This window comes from Janthinobacterium sp. GW822-FHT07A03, from assembly GCF_058798815.1.
Genome location: NZ_JBXAKW010000012.1, coordinates 40,820 through 61,436 on the forward strand (window position 1 = coordinate 40,820; position 20,617 = coordinate 61,436).

General features: G+C 63.5%; 14 protein-coding genes. All 14 read left to right on the top strand.

Translation table 11 applies throughout. From position 1 onward, the window contains the following. Window positions 1-54: 54 nt before the first annotated feature. The 14 genes from AC1RJW_RS26815 to AC1RJW_RS26880 all read left to right on the top strand — a co-directional run bounded on the left by AC1RJW_RS26815 (window position 55) and on the right by AC1RJW_RS26880 (window position 20,418). Window positions 55-1,692 carry a ShlB/FhaC/HecB family hemolysin secretion/activation protein gene (locus tag AC1RJW_RS26815; RefSeq protein WP_493047619.1) on the top strand — a complete coding sequence of 546 codons (1,638 nt, stop codon included), beginning with the start codon at window positions 55-57 and terminating at the stop codon, window positions 1,690-1,692. Between the two features lie 56 nt (window positions 1,693-1,748). After that, window positions 1,749-3,530 carry a DUF2341 domain-containing protein gene (locus tag AC1RJW_RS26820; protein ID WP_493047620.1) on the top strand — a complete coding sequence of 594 codons (1,782 nt, stop codon included), beginning with the start codon at window positions 1,749-1,751 and terminating at the stop codon, window positions 3,528-3,530. 13 nt (window positions 3,531-3,543) lie between these two features. Next, window positions 3,544-3,954, top strand: a complete 411-nt coding sequence (locus AC1RJW_RS26825; RefSeq protein ID WP_034753784.1) for an ExbD/TolR family protein — start codon at window positions 3,544-3,546, stop codon at window positions 3,952-3,954. A gap of 10 nt (window positions 3,955-3,964) precedes the next feature. After that, complete coding sequence (locus AC1RJW_RS26830) at window positions 3,965-4,681, top strand: energy transducer TonB family protein (protein WP_493047621.1); 717 nt, start codon at window positions 3,965-3,967, stop codon at window positions 4,679-4,681. Between the two features lie 37 nt (window positions 4,682-4,718). Then, window positions 4,719-6,452 carry a putative porin gene (locus AC1RJW_RS26835; RefSeq protein WP_493047622.1) on the top strand — a complete coding sequence of 578 codons (1,734 nt, stop codon included), beginning with the start codon at window positions 4,719-4,721 and terminating at the stop codon, window positions 6,450-6,452. A 6-nt stretch (window positions 6,453-6,458) separates the two neighbouring features. Then, window positions 6,459-7,148, top strand: a complete 690-nt coding sequence (locus tag AC1RJW_RS26840; RefSeq protein WP_493047623.1) for a hypothetical protein — start codon at window positions 6,459-6,461, stop codon at window positions 7,146-7,148. 28 nt (window positions 7,149-7,176) lie between these two features. Further along, on the top strand, window positions 7,177-7,665 hold the full coding sequence (locus tag AC1RJW_RS26845; protein WP_493047624.1) for a YbjN domain-containing protein: 489 nt from the start codon (window positions 7,177-7,179) through the stop codon (window positions 7,663-7,665). 208 nt (window positions 7,666-7,873) lie between these two features. Further along, a complete protein-coding gene (locus tag AC1RJW_RS26850) occupies window positions 7,874-10,978 on the top strand; it encodes a DEAD/DEAH box helicase (RefSeq protein WP_493047625.1) in 3,105 nt (1,034 codons plus the stop codon). 49 nt (window positions 10,979-11,027) lie between these two features. Beyond that, complete coding sequence (locus AC1RJW_RS26855) at window positions 11,028-12,155, top strand: PAS domain-containing sensor histidine kinase (RefSeq protein WP_493047627.1); 1,128 nt, start codon at window positions 11,028-11,030, stop codon at window positions 12,153-12,155. Between the two features lie 137 nt (window positions 12,156-12,292). Then, the gene (locus AC1RJW_RS26860; RefSeq protein WP_034753797.1) at window positions 12,293-12,973 is read left to right on the top strand and encodes a response regulator transcription factor; all 681 of its coding nucleotides are present in this window, start codon (window positions 12,293-12,295) and stop codon (window positions 12,971-12,973) included. A gap of 17 nt (window positions 12,974-12,990) precedes the next feature. Beyond that, window positions 12,991-13,137: a hypothetical protein gene (locus AC1RJW_RS26865; RefSeq protein ID WP_493047628.1), complete on the top strand. Its 147-nt coding sequence runs from the start codon at window positions 12,991-12,993 to the stop codon at window positions 13,135-13,137. A 134-nt stretch (window positions 13,138-13,271) separates the two neighbouring features. Then, window positions 13,272-13,979 (top strand): transposase, encoded by a 708-nt coding sequence (locus AC1RJW_RS26870; RefSeq protein WP_493047629.1) that lies wholly within the window; start codon window positions 13,272-13,274, stop codon window positions 13,977-13,979. A 194-nt stretch (window positions 13,980-14,173) separates the two neighbouring features. Continuing rightward, a complete protein-coding gene (locus AC1RJW_RS26875) occupies window positions 14,174-18,874 on the top strand; it encodes a glutamate synthase-related protein (protein WP_493047630.1) in 4,701 nt (1,566 codons plus the stop codon). Window positions 18,875-18,954: 80 nt separating this feature from the next. Further along, complete coding sequence (locus AC1RJW_RS26880) at window positions 18,955-20,418, top strand: glutamate synthase subunit beta (RefSeq protein ID WP_493047631.1); 1,464 nt, start codon at window positions 18,955-18,957, stop codon at window positions 20,416-20,418. Window positions 20,419-20,617 lie beyond the last annotated feature (199 nt).

Here is a 20,617-nt window from a genome sequence, read left to right on the forward strand (position 1 = left end):
GCCGGCCCAGCGCCGCAACACAGGGCAACCGTTTGATTTTAAGGTGAATGGAAGATGCGTGAGATGACAAAACAGGGCAAGGGGGCAGCACCCGCGGCACCCGCGACCGCCTTGACGATGCTGTGCCTGGCCATGCTGGCGCTGCCCGGCATGGCGCGCGCGCAGGATGCCGTCCCGGCGGCGGCAGCCGTGGCCACGCCGGAACGGCAAGTGACGATCGAGGAATACCTGGTGCGCGGCAATACCGTGCTCGACGCCCGCGCCATCGAAGCGGCGGTCTCGCCCTTCCTGGGGCCGGGCCGCACCCTGAAGGACGTGGAAGGGGCGCGCGACGCCCTGGCTGCGGCATATCAAGCCCGGGGCTACCAGTCCGTCTACGTGGACTTGCCGGAGCAGCAGGTGGAGCAGGGCGTGGTGGTGCTGCTGGTGAGCGAAACCAAGGTGGGCCGCTTGCGCGTGGTCGGCGCGCAATACAACTCGCCGCTCGACGTGCGCCAGCAAGTGCCGGCCCTGACGGAAGGTACGGTGCCCGACTTTACGCAGGCGCAAGTGGAATTGACGGCCCTGAACCGTGGTCCCAAGCGCCAGGTAATGCCGCTGGTCAAGCAGGGTAGCCTGCCCGGCACCATGGACGTGGACCTGAAAGTGGACGACAGCAGCCCGTGGCGCGCCAGCGTGGGCTTGAACAACGATTACAGCGCCGATACGAAGAAATTGCGTACCAGCATGTCGGTCGGCCACGACAATCTGTGGCAGATGGGTCATAGCGCCACCATCAGCTTTTTCGGCACGCCGGGCGACCTGAACCAGACCAAGGTGTGGTCCGCCTCGTACGTGGCGCCGATCGGCACGCAGGGCTGGAGCGTGGAAGCGACGGGCTACCAGTCGAACAGCAACGTGGCCAGCACGGGCGGCACCAGCGTGCTGGGCAAGGGCCATGCGCTGGGCATGAAGCTCAACTACACGGTGCCCAACAGCGGTATCTGGTGGCACAGTTTTTCCGCCGGCATCGATTTCAAGGACAACCAGGAAGCGCTCAAGCTCAATGGCACGGGCAGCAGCGTTCCCCTGAAATATGTGCCGCTCAGCGTGTCGTATAACGGCTTTGCGCAGACGCAGGCGGCGACCTACGGCCTGGGCCTGTCGCTGGTGGCCGGCACGCGCGCCTCGTTCGGCTATGGCAGCGACAGCGCCGCCTACGACAACAAGCGCTACAAGGCTTCGCCCAGCTTCCTCGTCCTGAAGGGCGACGCCAATGCCACCTATACCCTGGGCAGCGGCGCGCAGCTGCATGGGCGCATGTCGGGCCAGCTGGCCGATGCGGCGCTGGTGTCGGGCGAGCAGATGGCCGCCGGCGGCGCCAATTCCGTGCGCGGTTACCTGTCGGCCGAAGCGACGGGCGACTACGGCGTGTCCGGCACCGTCGAATGGCGCACGCCCCAGCTGACGTATTTCAGCCGCCTGGAAAACTGGCGTTTATTCGCCTTCGCCGATGGCGCGCGCCTGCGCCTGCGCGATCCGATGATCGAGCAGAAAGACCTGTTCGGCCTGGCCTCCGTGGGCGTCGGCAGCAGCTTCCAGTTCCTGCGCTACCTGAATGGCCGCATCGATTTTTCGTATCCGCTGCGCGATGGCCCGCGCACGCACAAACACGTGCGCCGCATCAATTTCAACCTGTCGGCCAGCTACTGACGGGCCAGCTCAACAGCACTGCACTTTTTTAGACTTTTCTTCGGAGAATCACTGTCATGCAACGTTTTCTTTTTCTGCTCACGATCCTGGGCACGCTCGTTCCCGGCCTGGCGCATGCCTGGTGGCAGCCCGACTGGGCTTACCGCAAACCCGTCACCGTCGATGCTGGCCCGAAGGCGGGCGCCGTGGGCGGCGATCCCGGCCGCATTCCAGTGCTGCTGCGCTTGCATTCGGGTAACTTCAACTTCGAAGGCGTCAGCGACAACGGCGCCGACCTGCGCTTCGTGGCGGGCGACGATAAAACGGTGCTGAACCACCAGATCGAGCAATTCAACCCGCTGCTGGGCATCGCCCTGATCTGGGTCGACGTGCCGGCCCTGACGGCCGGTACGGCGCAGCAGCTGTGGATGTACTACGGCAATCCGAAGGCGCCCGCATCCGGCAACGGCCAGCGTACGTTTGATCCCGACTACAGCCTGGTGTACCACTTCAGCGAACCGGGCGTGCCCTCGCGCGACAGCACCGCCTACGGCAACCATGCCCAGACGGCCGTGCCGGCGCTGGACGGTTCCGTCATCGGCGCCGGCGCCCGCCTGGGCACCACGCCATTGATGCTGCCCGCCTCGCCATCGCTGGCGCTGGCCGCCGGCGCGCCGTTCACCTTTTCCGCCTGGGTGCGTCCGGACAGCCTGGGCGCCCAGCAAGTGCTGTATGCGCGCCGCGACGGCGCCAATGAATTGCTGGTCGGCGTGGACCAGGGCGTGCCTTTCGTGCAGGTCAATGGCCAGCGCAGCAAGCCGGGCCAGCCCATCCAGGCGAATCAATGGTCGCACCTGGCCGTCAAGGCCGACAAGAACAATGTGGCCCTGTACGTGGGCGGCCGTCCGGCCGTCTCGCTGGCCACCGCCCTGCCAGCCTTGACGACGGCCGCTTCGGTGGGCGCCGATGCGCCGCCGGTCGCCGCCGGCGCCGCCGCCCTGGCCAACTTCACGGGCGCCATCGACGAGCTGCGCCTGTCGCGCACGGCCCGTCCCGACGCCCTGCTGCTGGCCGATGCCGTTTCGCAAGGTTCCGAATCGCGCCTGGCCGTGTTTGGCGCCGACGAACAGCAGGCCGGCAAAAGCCATTTCGGCTTCATCATCGCCGCCATGCCGCTCGACGCCTGGATCGTCGTCGGCGTGCTGGGCCTGATGATGGTCTTGTCGTGGATCATCATGATCGGCAAGGGCCGCAGCTATGGCGCCATCTCGCGCGCCAATGCGCAGTTCATGCAATCGTTCCACGAAGCGGCCGGCGCGCCGCTCGACCACCTGGCGCGCAACGGCAAGCTGAGCGCTTCCGTGAAGACGGATTCCTCGCTGTGGCGCCTGTATGACGTGGCCATCGACGAGATGCGCCGCCGCCACGACCGCGGCTACGACCTGAACGCCGTGTCGAACGCCACCATCGGCGCCATCCGCGCCGCCATGGATGGCGTGATGGTGCGCGAAAGCGAACGCATGTCGAAACGCATGATCTGGCTGTCGACCACCATCGAAGGCGCGCCGTACGTCGGCCTGTTCGGCACCGTGATCGGCATCATGCTGGTGTTCGTCGTGGCCGCCATGGCCGGCGCCGTGGACATCAACTCGGTGGCGCCAGGCATGGCCGCCGCGCTGCTGTGTACGGCTGCCGGCCTGGGCGTGGCGATTCCCGCGCTGTTCGGCTACAACTGGCTGTCGTCGCGTTCTGATGCCATCGTCGCCGATATGGCTGTATTCGTCGATGAATTTGCCACGCGCCTGGCGGAAGAGCAGGGCGACGGACGCCAGATGCGTCCCGTGCTGCAGCAGGCGTGAGGGGCGCATAACCATGGCCACCTCCGCCAAGTTTACCCCCCGCAAGCGTAGCGGCGGCATCAACATCACGCCCTTCGTCGACGTGCTGCTGGTGGTGCTGGTGATTTTCATTCTGACCAGCAACGCCAGCATTCCCGGCATCAAGGTCGACCTGCCCAAGGCCAGTTCGGCCATGGCGCTGGAAAAACCGAAGACCAAGGCCATCACCATCGACAACGCGGGCCAGGTCTTTCTCGATGCCTATCCCGTCACCCTGCCCGAGCTGGAAGAGCGCTTGCGCACGGAAAAGGCCCTGACGCCCGACTTCCCCGTGATCGTGCGCGGCGATGCCGCCGTGCAATACGCGAAAGTGGTCGAAGTGCTGGACTTGCTGCGCCGCATCGACCTGAACCAGGTGGGCCTGGTGACCGGCAAGCCGGCATGAGGAGCGCAAGGTGAAGCGTGACGACATGATGAAGATGGCCGCCTCGGAACCGTCGGGCGCCGCGCAGTGGTGGCGCCGCTGGGGCGGCGTGGCCGGCGGCGCGCTGCTGGCCGCTGGTCTGGCCGCGCTGGTCTGGTATTTGCTGTCCGACACGGCCGCCACCAAGCGCGAAGTGGCGGCCCCGCCGATGCTGATGCTGCCCCCGCCGCCACCGCCGCCGCCGGAGCCGGAAAAACTGCCGGAACCGACACCGGACAAGGTGGTGCCGGAAGTGTCCGAGCCGGAACCGACGCCGGCCGACAAGCCCATGGATGACGCGCCGGAAAGCCCGTCGCCGGACAAGGGCGACCCCGTCACCATCGACGGCGCGGCGCAGGCCGGCAGCGACGCGTTCGGCATCCAGGCCGGGCGCGGCGGCGGCATGACGGGCGGCGGTGGCGGCGGCGGGCTCGGCGCGGGATCGTATGGCCGCTATGTGGCCAACGCGCTGCAGCTGGCGTTTGCCCGCGACCCGCGCACGCGCCAGCTGGCATTCAGCGATATCCGCGTCGACCTGTGGCTCGATGCGGAAGGCCGGACGACGAAAGTGCAGCTGGTGCAAGGCACGGGCAATGCGCAGACGGATGAGCAGGTGCTGGCCATGGTGCGCGATTTCCGCGCCGATGAGCGGCCGCCGGCGTCCCTGCGTTTTCCCGCGCGAGTATCGATCAAGGGCCGCCGCCCGTAAGCGCATGAATTTAATTCCTCATTTACCGAAAGAAGCGATGAATTCCTTATTTTCTTCCCCACAGCGTGCGCGCCGCCTTCCGCTGGCGCTGGCCGCCCTGGCCCTGAGCATGGCGGCAGGCGCCGTGCAAGCGCAGGCACCGGCCGACAGCACCATGGTCAAACTGATCCGCGGCCTGATCCAGAGCGGCGCCCTGAACAAGGACGCCGGCGAAGCCTTGCTGGCGCAGGCGCAGAGCGAAGCGCTGGCCGCCGCGCAAGCCCGTCCGGCCGCCGCGCCGGCCGCCCTGGCGCAGGTGCAGCCGGGCGACGTGCGCGTGCCGTACATTTCGCAAACCGTGCGCGAGCAGATCCGCGACGAGATCAAGGGACAAGTGCTGGCCGAAGCCAAGGCGGGCGGCTGGGCGGCGCCGAATGAAACGCCGGCCTGGACCAAGCGCATCCGCGTGGAAGGCGACGTGCGCGCGCGCTACGAATCGCGCTATTACGACATGGCCAACAGCAATATCGAGATCGACTGGCGCTCGCTCAACAGCGGCAGCGGTTACGACGTCAATTCCAACACCAACCTGGCCCTGCCGGCGCTGCTGAACACGCGTCAGGATCGCAAGAATTTGCTGCGCGCGCGTGCCCGCCTGGGCATCCTGGCCGACATTTCCGACAGCACGCAAGCGGGTATCCGCCTGGCCAGCGGCAACGACGACAGCCCGGTGTCCACCACGCAAACCCTCGGTGGCGGCCTGGGCAAGAAAAACATCTGGCTGGACCAGGCCTGGCTGTCTTACCAGCCCGCTTCCTGGCTGAAACTGACGGCGGGTCGCTTCGATAACCCGTTTGTTTCCGGCGATGAACTGTTTTCCAGTGAACTCAATTTCGACGGCATCGCCGCCAAGGTGCAGCAGCCGGTGGGCGCCAGCAAGGACGTCACCGTGTTCGGCACGCTGGGCCTGATTCCGCTCGAGTATTCGTCCGACAATGCGCCTAGCCGCAGCCAGGCAAAAATGTCCAGCGAAAACAAGTGGCTGCTCGGTGCGCAAGTGGGCGCGTCGTGGAAGATCAATAGCGACCACCAATTGCGCGGCGCCGTGGCCTACTACAACTTCCGCAACATCAGCGGAGAATATTCGCAGCCATGCGCGCTGTACGCGGGCGCCGATGGCTGCAGCACGGACTGGTCGCGTCCATCGAGCATGCAAAAGGGCAATAGCTTGATGTTGCTGCGCAATATCGCCCTGAATCCGCTGGACCCGGCGAATACGCCGCAGCCGCAATTCGTGGGCCTGGCGTCGAAATTCCGCCTGGCCAACCTGAATGCGCGCTGGGATAGCAAGGTGGCCGGCGGCACGGACTTGCGCATCGAAGGCGATTATGTGCGTAACATGGCCTACGACAAGAACGAGATGTGGGCGCGCGCCAAGGGCGGCATCATGAACAACTTCGGCGGCACGGGCGGCATCTCGCAAGCCGATTTCAGGAGCGGCGGCAATGCCTACATGCTGCAGGCGACCCTGGGCAAGGCCAGCCCGGCGGCGCGCGGCGACTGGAACGTGCTGCTTGGCTACAAGCGCATCGAGCCTGACGCCTTGCCTGACGCTTACAACGATTCCACCTTCCACCTGGGCGGCACGAATGCGCGCGGCTACTACCTGGGCGGCGCGTATGCGCTCGACAAGAATACCTGGCTGAATGGCCGCTGGACGTCGAGCCGCGAAGTGTTCGGTTCGGCACTGTCGATCGACACCCTGCAAATCGAATTGAACGCGCGTTTTTAAGGAGCCATGATGTTGATATTCAACAAAACGCGCTTGCCGGTTCTGCTGATGCTGCTGGCCGGTGGTGCCGCCCAGGCGCAGGGACAGAAGGGGCAAAGCATGGAAGAGCGTTTGCGGGCCGAGTTGCGCAATGTCACGGCGCAATTGCAGCAGACGCGCGGCGAGCTGGAAATGCTCAAAGCCAAGGGCGTGCCTGCCGCCAAGGCGGCGCCGATGGCCGCGCCCGCCAGCGATGGCTTGAAAAAGGAGCTGGCGCGCAGCCAGTCGCAGCTGGCCCAGGAGCGCGCGCAGCGGGAAAGGCTGGCAGCCGAACAACAGCGCAGCACCGCCGCCGCGCAAGAGGCGGCCGCGAATCTGGCGCAGTACCGCCAGGCCGGCGAACGGCTGGCCGCCACGGGCAAGCAGATCGAAGCGGAGCGGGCGCGCCTGGACGGCGAAGTGGCGGCGCAGCGCGGCGCGCTGGCGCGCTGCGAGAGCAAGAATGCCCAGCTGTATGCGGCCGGGCAGGACATCCTGCGAGCGTATGAAGGCCTCGACGTGCTGGACGTCATGAAAGCGCGCCAGCCGTTCGCCGCGCAAAGCCGGGTCAAACTCGAGCAAATCGCGCAGCAGTACGGCGACCAGCTGTACCAGGGCCGCTTTGATGCGCGTCAAACAAGTGACACGCCGGCCGCGCCCGCACCGGCACCCCAATAATTTTATTTTTGAAATGAATGGAATGACGATGGAACACACCAACACCTTGCTGACCACCCTGAATGCGGAACAAACGGCCGAGGCCATCAAGGCGGCCGGCTGCGCCGTCACCAGCATCGAACACGATGGCGTCGTGCGCCTGCACAGCGCCAGCCATGGCATCGGCTTTCAGGTGCTGTGGGGTAATGAAGCGTCGCCTGGCCAGTATGCGGACCTGACCTTGAGCTGCCCGCTGCGCGTGCAGGGCGGCGACTTGCCGGCCGGCTTGCTGGCCGAGTGGCACCGCAGCAAGCGTTTTGCCCGCGTGGCCCAGCATGGCGATTTCGTCGTGCTGGAGATGGATGTGCTGGTCGCCGGCGGCGTCAGCAAGGAGTACCTGGATATCAATCTGCAACTGTGGACGCAGATGATGGGCCAGTTCTTCTTGTTTTTGCGCAACTTTACGCCGGCCGATACGAGCACGGCACCGGTAGTCGAGGCCGCCAGCGTGGCGGAAGACGACACTGTGCCAGCCTGATAAGCGATCGAGCGGCGGCAAAAATGGCCCGTGACGGGCCTTTTTTGCCGCTGGCGGGCCCCAAGTGTCGTATTAAATACTTATTTTTTAGGCATCGCGCATTAAAACTGCTCAAAGAGCGTGTGTGAATCAAGCCAGCAACGCCTGTATGGCGGATAATATTGCCTGTTGCCGATTTGGATACGACCTTTACACAAAAATGCGCCCCATGGATTTTACCCGCGACGAAACCAGTGAAACCCCAGTTGCCCCGGCCAGCGCGCCGGGAGCGCCTTTGCCGTATGCCGTCGCCACCTGGCTGCAGCGGGTGGAGGCTGCCGCCCATCCGAAGGCCGTGCTGACGATTGCCGAGCCTGATCCCAAACTCAACCAGCACCGCCTGATCTACGTGCTGGCGCCCACCAGCGGCGGCCGCCACGTGGCCCTGTGCCTGTACAAGGCGCGGCTGCGGCCGAACGGCGACGTGGCGGCGGCGTCCCCCATCAGCGAAATCTTTTCCCTGCTGTCGGCGCCGCCCACGTTCTTGACGCCAGCCGACGAAGACCTTGTGCGTTTCTTCGTGGCCATGCGCAGCGGGCAGAATTCGCAGACGGGCAGCGCCACGGAGCCGAAAGGCAAGGTGGGCGCGGCCCTGCTGAAAATGCTGGCCGAGCAGGATAAATTGCTGTGGGCCAATTCCTGGGCCGATGTCGGCAACGGTCTCGTGTATCCGTTGAAGGAAGGTCCCGTGCGCCCCGCGCGCCTGTTCTGGCGCGACGAAGGCAAGACCATGCGCCTGGGCTGGCAAGTGGATCCGCCGGAAGGCGCGAAGCACCATGGCGCCGACCAGATCGACTACATGCTGCCCACCGATCCGCCGTGGTACATCGACAACCTGTCGTGCGGCGTGCTGGAACTGAACCAGGGCGGCTCCGACATTTCGCTGGCCGATCTGCAGGCGCTGGTGGCGCAGGCGCCGCCCCTGAACGCGAACGACAAGGTGCGCGTGTCGCAACTGCTGCTGGCGCAAGGCTTGCAGCATCTGATGCCGCTGCCGCAACCGTTGCCGCAGCGCTTGCGCAAGGACGTGCCGGCGCAACCGGTGTTGTTGCTGGACAGCGCCATGCTGGCCGACGGCAGCCTGCAGCGCTGGAGCGACTTCGCCGTGCTGTCCTACGACTACGATGGCGAAAGAGTCTCGTTCGATCCGTCGCAGCGCGTGGTGCGGCAAGTGGGCGAGGTGACGGAAATTATCCAGAGAAACACGGTCGATGAAGCGCGCGCCCTGGCCGCCCTGGCCGAGCTGCAATTCAAGAAGCCGGGCTCGGCCCCCTTGAGCGGTTTGAAGGGCGCCTTGCTGCTGCCTTCCCAGGCGGAATGGCTGCGTTTTGCCGAGTCCGGCATCGACGCCTTGCTGGAGCAGGGCTGGATCGTGGAAAAGACGGCCAAGTACCGCTACGACGTGAGCGATGTGGGCGACTGGTACGCGGAGATCGATGACCAGGACCCGGACAGCGGCAACGCCTGGTTCGAGCTGGAACTGGGCATCGTCGTCAACCAGGAAAGAGTGCCGCTGCTGCCCGTGCTGGTGCAGCTGATCCGCAACGCGCCCAACGATTTCAACCCGAAAGTCATCGAAGCGCATGCGGACGATGACCAGATGCTGGCAACCTTGCCGGACGGTACGCGCGTGGCGCTGCCGTGGGGCCGCGTGCGCCCCATCCTGAACACCCTGGGCGAACTGTATTTCAGCGACAAGATCAGGCATGCCGTGCGCATGTCGACGCTGGACGCGGCGCGCCTGGAAGAGCTGGCGCGGGGCCTGGAGATGCAATGGACGGGCGGCGAGCAGCTGCGCGCCATGGGCCGCAAGCTGAGCCAGTTCGGTTCCGTGCAGAAAGTGGCGGCCCCGGCGGGCTTGCAGGCGACCTTGCGCGATTACCAGGCCGATGGCCTGGCGTGGATGCAATTCCTGCGCGACCATGACCTGGCGGGCATCCTGGCCGATGACATGGGCCTCGGTAAAACCGTGCAGACGCTGGCGCATATCCTGGTGGAAAAGGAAGCGGGCCGTCTCACGCATCCGGCCCTCGTCATCGCACCGACGAGCTTGATGGGCAACTGGCAGGACGAGGCGGCAAAATTTGCGCCCAGCCTGAAAGTATTGCTGCTGCAAGGCAAGGACCGCGCCCAGCAATTCGACCAGATCGACCAGTGCGACCTGGTGCTGACGACGTATGCCCTGTTGCCGCGCGACGAGGAAACCTTGCGCGAGCACGATTTCCACCTGGTCATCCTTGACGAATCGCACTACATCAAGAATACGCGCAGCAAGGCGGCGCAAAGCGCGGGTCTGCTGCGCGCGCGCCACCGCCTGTGCCTGTCCGGCACGCCGCTGGAAAACCATCTGGGCGAACTGTGGTCGCAATTCCACTTCCTGCTGCCGGGCTTGCTGGGCGACGAGAAGACCTTCAATACCCAGTTCCGCCATCCGATCGAGCGCCAGGACGACCCGCTGCGCCGCATGCTGCTGAACCGCCGCATCAAACCGTTCCTGCTGCGCCGCACGAAGGACAATGTCGCCAAGGAATTGCCGCCGAAGACGGAAATGGTGCGCAAGGTGGAATTGACGGGCCCGCAGCGCGACCTGTATGAAACCGTGCGTCTTGCGATGGATCAAAAAGTACGCGAAGAAATCGACAAGAAGGGCGTGGCGCGCAGCCAGATCGTCATCCTCGAAGCGTTGCTGAAACTGCGCCAGGTCTGCTGCGACCCGCGCCTCGTCAAATCCTTACCGGCGAAGAAGCAGACGGCCGGTTCGGCCAAGCTGCTCGACCTGATGCAGATGGTGGAAGACTTGCTCGACGAAGGACGCAAGATCCTCGTGTTCTCGCAATTTACCAGCATGCTGGAATTGATCGAGGAAGAACTGGAATCGCGCGACATCCCGTACGCCTTGCTGACGGGCGAGACGAAGGACCGTGGCGCGCAAGTGGCGGCCTTCCAGCAGGGTGCCGTGCCCATCTTCCTGATCAGCCTGAAAGCGGGCGGCGTGGGCCTGAACCTGACGGCGGCCGACACGGTGATCCACTACGATCCGTGGTGGAATCCGGCGGCGGAAAACCAGGCCACGGACCGCGCCTGGCGCATCGGCCAGGACAAGCCCGTGTTCGTCTACAAATTGATTGCGAAGGGCACGCTGGAAGAAAAAATCCAGCTGCTGCAGCAAAAGAAATCGGAACTGGCGCAATCGATCCTGGCCGAAGGCGAAGCGCAAAAGATGGCGCTCACGCAGGAAGACTTGCAGCAGATTTTCGCCCCGCTGGAAGATTAACGCTGCCGCACGCTTATACTTGGCGATTCTTTCCTGCCAGGTATAACGCATGCTGCCCTTTCTCCTCCTGCTGCTTGCCGGCGTCATCCTCATGGCGCTGCGCTTCGTCCAGTTGCGCCGCGCCCTGCTGCGTGCGCGGGCGGGCGAAGCGCAGTTCCGCCTGCTGGCCGAACATGGCCGCGACGCGGCCTTCCTGCTCGACGCCGCCACCCTTGATTTGATCTACATCAGCCCCGCCGCGCAACGCCTGACCGGTTACGACCTGGCCGCCTTGCGCGAACACACGGCACGCCTGGCGGCGGACGTGCCGGCCCGGCTGCAGCGCTGGCGCGACGGCGACACCAGCCGTTTGACCCTGCTGCGCGAAGTGGAGCTGGCGCATGCCGATGGGCATCCGCTGGCGCTGGAAATCAGCTCGACCATCGTGCCTGCGGCGGCGGGGCGGGGCGTCACCGTGGCGGGCACGGTGCGCGACGTCAGCGCCGCCCAGGCGCAGGAAGCGGAACGGGAAAAGGAGCAGAAGCGCTTCGCCTCGATGCTGTCGCATGAATTCCGCACGCCGCTGGCCACCATCGACGGCGCCATCCAGCGCCTCGTCTCGACGTCGAGTGACGCCGACGAGGCCACGCGCAAGCGCTACGTGAAAATCCAGACGGCCGTCGACCGTTTGTTGGCCATGATTGACGACTATTTGTCGCCCGAACGCATGGCGGCCATCGGCCGCGAGCGTGCCGCCGACGGCATCGCGCCGCTGGCCTTGCTGCAGCAGGCGGCCGCCACCGTGCCGGCCAGCCACCGCGTGCAGCTGGAACTCGACGAAGACTTGCCGGCCAGGCTGCGCTGCGATGTGCCCGGCATGGCCTTGTGCCTGAAAATCCTGCTCGACAACGCCGTCAAGTTCAGTCCGCCGGGCAGCAGCATCGGCTTGTCCGCCAGGCTGGTGCCCGAGGGCGGCGTGGCCCTGTGCGTGCGCGATGCGGGGCCCGGCTTGCGGGAAGAAGAACTGGCGCAGCTGTTCGAAAAAGGTTTCCGTGGAACCGATGCCACGCATGCCGGTGCGGGCCTGGGCCTGTACATGGCGCGCGCCGTGGTGGACGTGCATGGGGGGAGTTTGCAGGGGCATAATCTGCCCGAAGGCGGGGCGCTTTTCCGGATTTGGCTGCCGCTTCCTGTCTAGACAAGGAAAAGCCTTGCTTCCGCTGAAGGCAACCGTGATAATTCCTTGACGTAAACCTATTGTGCCGTCCATCATGGTGCAGAAGTGAATGGCATGGTTTGCCCACGGTAGCTCACTAACGGAAGAATGGCGTAGCAATGACGAAAATACTGATCGTCGAAGACAATCTGGACTACGCCGAAGACATGGCGGAGTTTCTCGTTGAGCTCGAACACGAAGTCCATATCACCAGCTCCGCTGGCGGGATGTGGACGGCGTTGAGCCATGGTAATGTCGGCGTGGTCGTGCTGGACCTGGGCTTGCCCGATGAGGATGGCTTCAACGTCATCCCCCGCATGCGCCAGCTGTATCCGCAAATCGGCGTGCTGGTGCTGACGGGGCGTGTCGCTTTCGACAGCCGCATCCTCGGTTTGCGCCTGGGCGCGGACCATTATCTGACCAAGCCGATCAAATTCCCGGAACTGGCCGCCCACATCGAGGCGCTCGACCGCCGCGTGGGGCCGCAAGATCCCGTGCCCGAGCCAGGCAAGTGGACCTTGAAAGTAAGCGCTCGCCAACTTGAGTTGATGGGCGCCGTCATCGCCTTGACGGAAAAAGAATTCAACTTCCTGCACCTGCTGACCATCAACACCCGCCCCGTGCCGCGCGACGTCATCGTGGCCGGCATGGGCGGCGAAGACCCCGATGCGGGCCGCCGGGTCGACATGCTCGTGTACCGCCTGCGCAAGAAAGCCAAGACGGGCCTGGGCCAGGACTTGCCGCTGCGCAGCGCGTATGGCGAGGGCTACAGCCTGTCGGCCAGTTTCAATTTGTCCTGATCGCCAGAGCGGTCCACATGAAACTGCGTTTCCTGCTTGGGCTGTTGCTGATCGTTGGGGCATCCAGTGCTGTCCTGTGGCTGCGTCAGGAATGGAAAATCGACAGCTGTCTCGACAATGGTGGCCGCTGGAACTATTCACTTATTGTTTGTGAGGGGGCATGAGCATCCTGTTCTCAAATCAAGGGACAGAGTCAGCCGCTTTTTCCAGCATTTCAAATAAAACAGGGTCAGAGTCGCGTCCTGCGCTCGCAAGTGTGTAGAATCAAGGTCTTAGCCTTCATTTTACGACTTTTCCCATGGCCCGTTTGCCCCGCCTCATCATTCCCGCACTGCCCCATTACGTGATCCAGCGCGGCAGCAACCGCCAGCCCGTGTTCCAGGATGCACTTGATTACGCGCAATTTTTGTCCTGGCTGAAAACGGGCGCGAAAATGTTCAAGGTGGCCATCCATGCCTATGTTTTATTGCCAGATCAGCTACATTTATTGGCGACGCCAGCCGATGCGACGGGCCTCGGACAGCTGATGCAGTGGCTGGGACGCTATTACGTGCCGTATTTCAACCAGAAATACGGCCGCGAAGGGGCGCTGTGGCAGGGACGCTACAAAACGTCCGTTATCGATCCCGACAATTTCTTCCTTACATGCTGCCGCTACCTGGAATGCGTGCCCGTGCAAACGGGTCTGGCGGGCCAGGCGCTCGATTACAGCTGGTCCAGCTATGCCCACCATGCAGGCGTGCGCCCCGATCCCGTGATCACCGACCATGCGCTGTACTGGGCACTGGGCAACACGCCGTTCGACCGCGAGGCGGCGTATCTGCGCCTGTTCGAACAAGGTCTGGGCAGCAGCCAGGTGAAAACCGTGGAACAGGCTGTATTGAAGGGCTGGCCGCTGGGTTCCGACGCTTTCAAGCAGGCGCTGGAGCAGAAAATGCAGCGGCAAGTGCTGCCCGCCAAGCGGGGCCGTCCCCGCAAAATCGTCGCCGAGTCGGACGCCAATTGAAAAGCATTCGCATTTAAAACAAAAAACGGTTTCTTTCTGACGTTTTATTGAAATGGCTTTGACTATGTCCCTATTAAATTTTTGAAGCGATGGAATCGAATTTAATTCGACTCCGACCCTAATTGTTCTAGTTGAGTTTTTTGTTGCGTTGCACTACTCTAGTTTTTCGATAGTCATATGCAGCGGAGAAGCCCATGAAAGCGCAAGGCCTGTACGACCCAGCCAATGAACACGATGCCTGCGGCGTCGGTTTCGTCGCCCATATCAAGGGCAACAAGACCCATTCGATCGTCGAACAGGGTTTGCTGATTCTGAAAAACCTCGATCACCGGGGCGCCGTGGGCGCCGATGCGCTGATGGGCGATGGCGCCGGCATCCTGATCCAGATTCCCGACCAGTACTACCGCGAAGAAATGGCCAAGCAGGGCGTGGAATTGCCGCCGCCTGGCGAATACGGCGTGGGCATGGTCTTCCTGCCGAAGGAACACGCGTCGCGCATCGCCTGCGAACAGGAAATCGAACGCGCCGTGCGCATCGAAGGCCAGGTCGTGCTGGGCTGGCGTAACGTGCCCATCGATACGGACATGCCGATGTCGCCCACCGTGCGCGCCAAGGAACCCGTCATCCGCCAGATCTTCATCGGCCGCGGCCCGGACATCATGGTCACCGACGCGCTCGAGCGCAAACTGTATGTGATCCGCAAATCGTCGGGCCACGCCATCCAGGCCTTGAAGCTGCTGCACGGCAAGGAATTCTTCGTGCCGTCGATGTCGGCCCGTACCATCGTCTATAAAGGCTTGCTGCTGGCCGACCAGGTGGGCGTGTACTACAAGGACTTGCAGGATGCGCGCTGCATCTCGGCCCTGGCCCTGGTGCACCAGCGTTTCTCGACGAATACTTTCCCCGAATGGCCGCTGGCCCACCCCTATCGTTTGATCGCGCACAATGGCGAGATCAACACGGTGAAAGGCAACTTCAACTGGATGCGCGCGCGCGAAGGCGTGATGAAGTCGGCCGTGCTGGGCGACGATTTGCAAAAGCTGTTTCCCCTGATCTATGAAGGCCAGTCCGACACGGCGTGCTTCGACAATGCGCTGGAATTGCTGCTGATGGCCGGCTATCCGATCGCCCAGGCGATGATGATGATGATTCCGGAAGCGTGGGAAAACCACACGACGATGGATGACAACCGCCGCGCCTTCTATGAATACCACGCGGCCATGATGGAACCGTGGGACGGCCCCGCCGCCATGGCGTTCACGGATGGCCGCCACATCGGCGGCACCCTGGACCGCAACGGTTTGCGTCCGGCGCGCTACATCGTCACGGACGACGACCTGGTGGTGATGGCGTCGGAATCGGGCGTATTGCCGATTCCCGAGTCGAAAATCATCCAGAAATGGCGCTTGCAGCCCGGTAAAATGTTCTTGATCGACCTGGAAGCGGGCCGCATCATCGATGACCAGGAACTGAAAAACACCTACGCCAACGCCAAGCCGTATAAAGCGTGGATCAACTCGGTGCGCATCAAGCTCGACGAGATCAAGCTGGCCGAAGGACAGGCGAAACAGGACCGCGCCCAGGGCGAAAAGGCCCAGCCATCGTTGCTGGACCGCCAGCAGGCGTTCGGCTACACGCAGGAAGACTTGAAATTCCTCATGGCGCCGATGGCACTGGCCGGCGAAGAGGCGACGGGTTCGATGGGCAATGACTCGCCGCTGGCCGTCATGTCGAACAAGCTGAAACCACTGTATAACTACTTCAAGCAATTGTTCGCGCAAGTGACGAACCCGCCGATCGACCCGATCCGCGAAGCGATGGTGATGTCGCTCGTGTCGTTCATCGGCCCGAAACCGAACTTGCTCGATACCAACAACGTCAACCCGCCGATGCGCCTGGAAGTGGCGCAGCCCGTGCTGGGCTTTGACGACATGGCGCGTCTGCGCAACATCAGCGCCTACACGGGCGGCAAGTTCAAGTCGTATGAACTGGACATCTGCTACCCGCTGGCCTGGGGCAAGGAAGGCGTGGAAGCGTGCCTGGCCTCGCTGTGCGCGGAAGCCGTCGACGCCGTGAAATCCGGCCACAACATCCTGATCGTCTCGGACCGCGCCATCTGCGCCGACCAGGTGGCGATCCCCGCGCTGCTGGCCACCTCCACCGTGCACCAGCACCTGGTGAGCAAGGGCTTGCGCGCGTCCACCGGCCTCGTCGTGGAAACGGGTTCGGCCCGCGAAACGCATCACTTCGCCTTGCTGGCCGGCTATGGCGCGGAAGCCGTCCATCCGTACCTGGCCATGGAAACCCTGGCCGAGATGGCGCACGGTTTGCCTGGTGACTTGTCGGCGGACAAAGCCATCTACAATTACACCAAGGCGGTGGGCAAAGGCTTGATGAAAGTCATGTCGAAGATGGGCATTTCCACGTATATGTCGTACTGCGGCGCGCAAATCTTCGAAGCCATCGGCCTGAACAAGTCGCTGGTGGACAAATACTTCAAGGGCACGGCCTCGAACGTGGAAGGCATCGGCGTGTTTGAAGTGGCGGAAGAAGCGCTGCGCCTGCATGCGCTGGCCTTCGGCAACGATCCCGTGCTGGTGGATAAGCTCGACGCGGGCGGCGAATACGCGTTCCGCGTGCGCGGCGAAGACCACATGTGGACGCCGGATGCGATTGCGAAATTGCAGCACTCCACGCGCAGCAACAATTTCTCCAGCTATAAGGAGTACGCGCAAATCATCAACGACCAGAGCCGTCGCCACCTGACCCTGCGCGGCCTGTTCGAGTTCAAGCTCGACCCGACCAAGGCGATTCCGCTCGACGAAGTAGAACCGGCCAAGGAAATCGTCAAGCGTTTCGCCACGGGCGCCATGTCGCTCGGGTCGATCAGCACGGAAGCGCACGCAACGCTTGCGGTCGCCATGAACCGCATCGGCGGCAAGTCGAACACGGGCGAGGGCGGCGAAGATCCGAACCGCTACACGCAGGAATTGAAGGGCATCCCGATCCGCCAGGGCGATACGATGGCGTCCGTCGTAGGCGCCGAGCAGATCGTCGTCGATATTCCGCTGCAGGAAGGCGATTCCATGCGCTCGCGCATCAAGCAGGTGGCGTCGGGACGTTTCGGCGTCACGGCCGCCTACCTGAACTCGGCCGACCAGATCCAGATCAAGATGGCGCAGGGCGCGAAGCCGGGCGAAGGCGGCCAGTTGCCGGGCCATAAGGTGTCCGAATACATCGCCAGCCTGCGCTTTTCCGTGCCGGGCGTGGGCCTGATTTCGCCGCCGCCGCACCACGACATCTATTCGATCGAAGACCTGGCGCAGCTGATCCATGACTTGAAGAACGCCAATCCGCGCGCGTCGATTTCCGTGAAGCTGGTGTCGGAAGTGGGTATCGGCACGGTCGCCGCCGGCGTCACCAAGGCGAAAGCCGACCACGTGGTCGTCGCCGGCCATGACGGCGGCACGGGCGCCTCGCCATTGTCGTCCGTGAAACATGCGGGCACGCCGTGGGAGTTGGGCCTTGCTGAAACGCAACAAACGCTGGTCTTGAACGGCTTGCGCAGCCGTATCCGCGTGCAGGCCGACGGCCAGATGAAGACGGGCCGCGACGTGGTCATCGCCGCCCTGCTGGGCGCCGACGAGATCGGTTTCGCCACGGCGCCGCTGGTGGTCGAAGGCTGCATCATGATGCGTAAATGCCACTTGAATACATGCCCGGTGGGCGTGGCCACGCAAGATCCGGTGCTGCGCGCCAAGTTCTCGGGCAAACCCGAGTATGTCGTCAATTACTTCTTCTTCGTTGCTGAGGAAGCCCGTCAATTGATGGCGCAGCTGGGCATCCGCACCTACGACGAACTGATCGGCCGGGTCGACTTGCTCGATAAATCGAAGGCGATTTCGCACTGGAAGGCGCAGGGCCTGGACTTCTCGGCCATCTTCCACAAGCCGGAAACGCCGGACGGCCAAGCCTGCCGCCACGTGGAATTCCAGGACCATGCGCTGGAGAAAGCACTCGACCACAAGCTGATCGCGCAAGCGCGCGCGGCGCTGGAAAAGGGCGAGCGCGTCTCCTTCATCTCGCCCGTGCGCAACCTGAACCGCACGGTGGGCACCATGCTGTCCGGCGAAGTGGCGAAGAAATATGGCCATGCGGGCTTGCCGGACGACACCATCCACATCCAGCTGCAAGGCACGGCGGGCCAGTCGGCCTGCGCCTTCCTGGCGCACGGCATCACGATCGACCTGGTGGGCGAGGGCAACGACTACGTGGGTAAAGGATTGTCCGGCGGACGCATCATCGTGCGGCCGAATACGGAATTCCGCGGCTGGGCCGTGGACAACATCATCATCGGCAACACGGTGCTGTACGGCGCCATCGCCGGCGAAGCCTTCTTCAATGGCGTGGCCGGCGAACGCTTTGCCGTGCGCAACTCGGGCGCCACCACGGTGGTCGAGGGCCTGGGCGACCATGGCTGCGAATACATGACGGGCGGCACGGTCGTGGTGCTGGGCAACACGGGACGCAACTTCGCGGCCGGCATGTCGGGCGGCATCGCCTATGTGTATGACCCGGCCGGCGACTTTGCCAGCAAGTGCAACACGGCCATGGTCAGCCTGGGCAAGGTCGTGTCGGCGGCAGAACAGCATGTCGACCGCGATGCCTGGCATACGCAGCACCGCGACGGCGTGCCGGAAGCGGACGAAGTCATCCTCAAGCGCCTGATCGAGCGTCACTTCAAGCACACGGGCAGCACCCGCGCCCGCGTCCTGCTCGACGACTGGGCCGCGGCGCGCGGCAAGTTCGTGAAAGTCTTCCCGAACGAATACAAGCGCGCGCTGATCGAGATGGCAGCGGACGCCGCCATGGAAGTGCAAGCCGTCGCCGCCTGAGCCAGCCAAGCTCATTGCCAAATGAATTGACCAGGGAGCGGCCCGGCCGCTCCCCGCCAGCCAAATACAAAGGAAACATCGTGGGTAAAATTACCGGCTTCATGGAATTCAAGCGCCAGGACGAACACTATCTGGAGCCTGCCGCGCGTCTGAAGAACTACAAGGAATTCGTGCTGCACCTGTCGGACGCGCAAGCGACCGTGCAGGGCGCGCGCTGCATGGATTGCGGCATTCCCTTCTGCACCACGGGTTGCCCCGTGAATAACATCATTCCCGACTGGAATGACCTGGTGTACCGCGGCGCCTACCGCGAAGCGCTCGACATCTTGCATTCGACCAACAATTTCCCGGAATTTACGGGCCGCATCTGCCCGGCGCCGTGCGAATCGGCCTGTACCCTGGGCATCCATGAAGATCCGGTCGGCATCAAGTCGATCGAGCATAAAATCATCGACATGGGCTGGGAGCACGGCTGGGTCACGCCGCAGCCGGCGGGTTTTAGCACCGGCAAGAAAGTGGCCATCGTCGGTTCCGGCCCCGCCGGCCTGGCGGCGGCGCAGCAGCTGGCGCGCGCCGGCCATGCCGTCACGGTATTCGAGAAGAGCGACCGGGTCGGTGGTTTGTTGCGTTACGGCATCCCCGACTTCAAGATGGAAAAGTCGCACATCGATCTGCGCGTGAAACAGATGGAAGCCGAAGGCGTGGTGTTCCGCACCAGCGTGCTGGTCGGCAAGGATTTCCCTGCCAATGTGAACAACTGGGCCAAGGAAACCATTTTCCCGGAAGACCTGGAAAAAGAATTCGACGCCGTCATCATGGCCGGCGGCGCCGAGCAGCCGCGCGACTTGCCCGTGCCGGGCCGCGACTTGAAAGGCGTGCACTTCGCCATGGATTTCCTGCCGCTGCAAAACAAGGTCAACGCGGGCGACAAGCTCAAGGACCAGATCAAGGCGACGGGCAAGCACGTGGTGGTGATCGGCGGCGGCGACACGGGTTCCGACTGCGTCGGCACCTCGAACCGCCATGGCGCCGCCTCGGTGGCCCAGTTCGAACTGATGCCGCAGCCGCCGGAACAGGAAAACAAGCCGCTGGTCTGGCCGTACTGGCCAACCAAGCTGCGTACCTCGTCCTCGCACGAGGAAGGCTGCGAGCGCGACTGGGCTGTGGCCACCAAGCGTTTCGAAGGCAAGGGCGGCAAGGTGGAAAAGCTGATCGCCTGCCGTGTCGAATGGAAAGACGGCAAGATGAGCGAAGTGCCGAACTCGGAATTCGAGATGAAGGCGGACCTGGTCTTCCTGGCCATGGGTTTTGTTTCTCCAGTGCAACAAGTGCTGGAAGCGTTCGGCGTCGATACGGATGCGCGCGGCAATGTCAAGGCGACAACGGATGGCGCCGGCTGCTACCAGACCTCGGTGCCGAAAGTCTTTGCGGCCGGCGACATGCGCCGCGGCCAGTCGCTGGTGGTGTGGGCCATCCGCGAAGGGCGCCAGTGCGCGCGCGCCGTCGATGAGTTCCTGATGGGGGCATCCCTGCTGCCACGCTAATTAACGAGCAATTGTTCGTTTTTTGACAGGGCCACGGCGCGGATTGCGGCGTGGCCCTTGTTATTTTTGATTGTCAAGCCGACAGCATTGAACGCCAGCGGATGAGGGTGCGATGCGCAGGTCAAATTTCCACTACAATATCTGACTTTCGATTCATTAGTGTTGTATTCTTCCCCTTTACGGGGCTGTCCCAAGGGGT

Bases quoted from the DNA above. Each gene is read 5' to 3' on its own strand.
- AC1RJW_RS26815 (WP_493047619.1), top strand. From the start codon at position 55: ATGCGTGAGATGACAAAACAGGGCAAGGGGGCAGCACCCGCGGCACCC.
- AC1RJW_RS26820 (WP_493047620.1), top strand. From the start codon at position 1,749: ATGCAACGTTTTCTTTTTCTGCTCACGATCCTGGGCACGCTCGTTCCC.
- AC1RJW_RS26825 (WP_034753784.1), top strand. From the start codon at position 3,544: ATGGCCACCTCCGCCAAGTTTACCCCCCGCAAGCGTAGCGGCGGCATC.
- AC1RJW_RS26835 (WP_493047622.1), top strand. From the start codon at position 4,719: ATGAATTCCTTATTTTCTTCCCCACAGCGTGCGCGCCGCCTTCCGCTG.
- AC1RJW_RS26840 (WP_493047623.1), top strand. From the start codon at position 6,459: ATGATGTTGATATTCAACAAAACGCGCTTGCCGGTTCTGCTGATGCTG.
- AC1RJW_RS26845 (WP_493047624.1), top strand. From the start codon at position 7,177: ATGGAACACACCAACACCTTGCTGACCACCCTGAATGCGGAACAAACG.
- AC1RJW_RS26850 (WP_493047625.1), top strand. From the start codon at position 7,874: ATGGATTTTACCCGCGACGAAACCAGTGAAACCCCAGTTGCCCCGGCC.
- AC1RJW_RS26855 (WP_493047627.1), top strand. From the start codon at position 11,028: ATGCTGCCCTTTCTCCTCCTGCTGCTTGCCGGCGTCATCCTCATGGCG.
- AC1RJW_RS26860 (WP_034753797.1), top strand. From the start codon at position 12,293: ATGACGAAAATACTGATCGTCGAAGACAATCTGGACTACGCCGAAGAC.
- AC1RJW_RS26865 (WP_493047628.1), top strand. From the start codon at position 12,991: ATGAAACTGCGTTTCCTGCTTGGGCTGTTGCTGATCGTTGGGGCATCC.
- AC1RJW_RS26870 (WP_493047629.1), top strand. From the start codon at position 13,272: ATGGCCCGTTTGCCCCGCCTCATCATTCCCGCACTGCCCCATTACGTG.
- AC1RJW_RS26875 (WP_493047630.1), top strand. From the start codon at position 14,174: ATGAAAGCGCAAGGCCTGTACGACCCAGCCAATGAACACGATGCCTGC.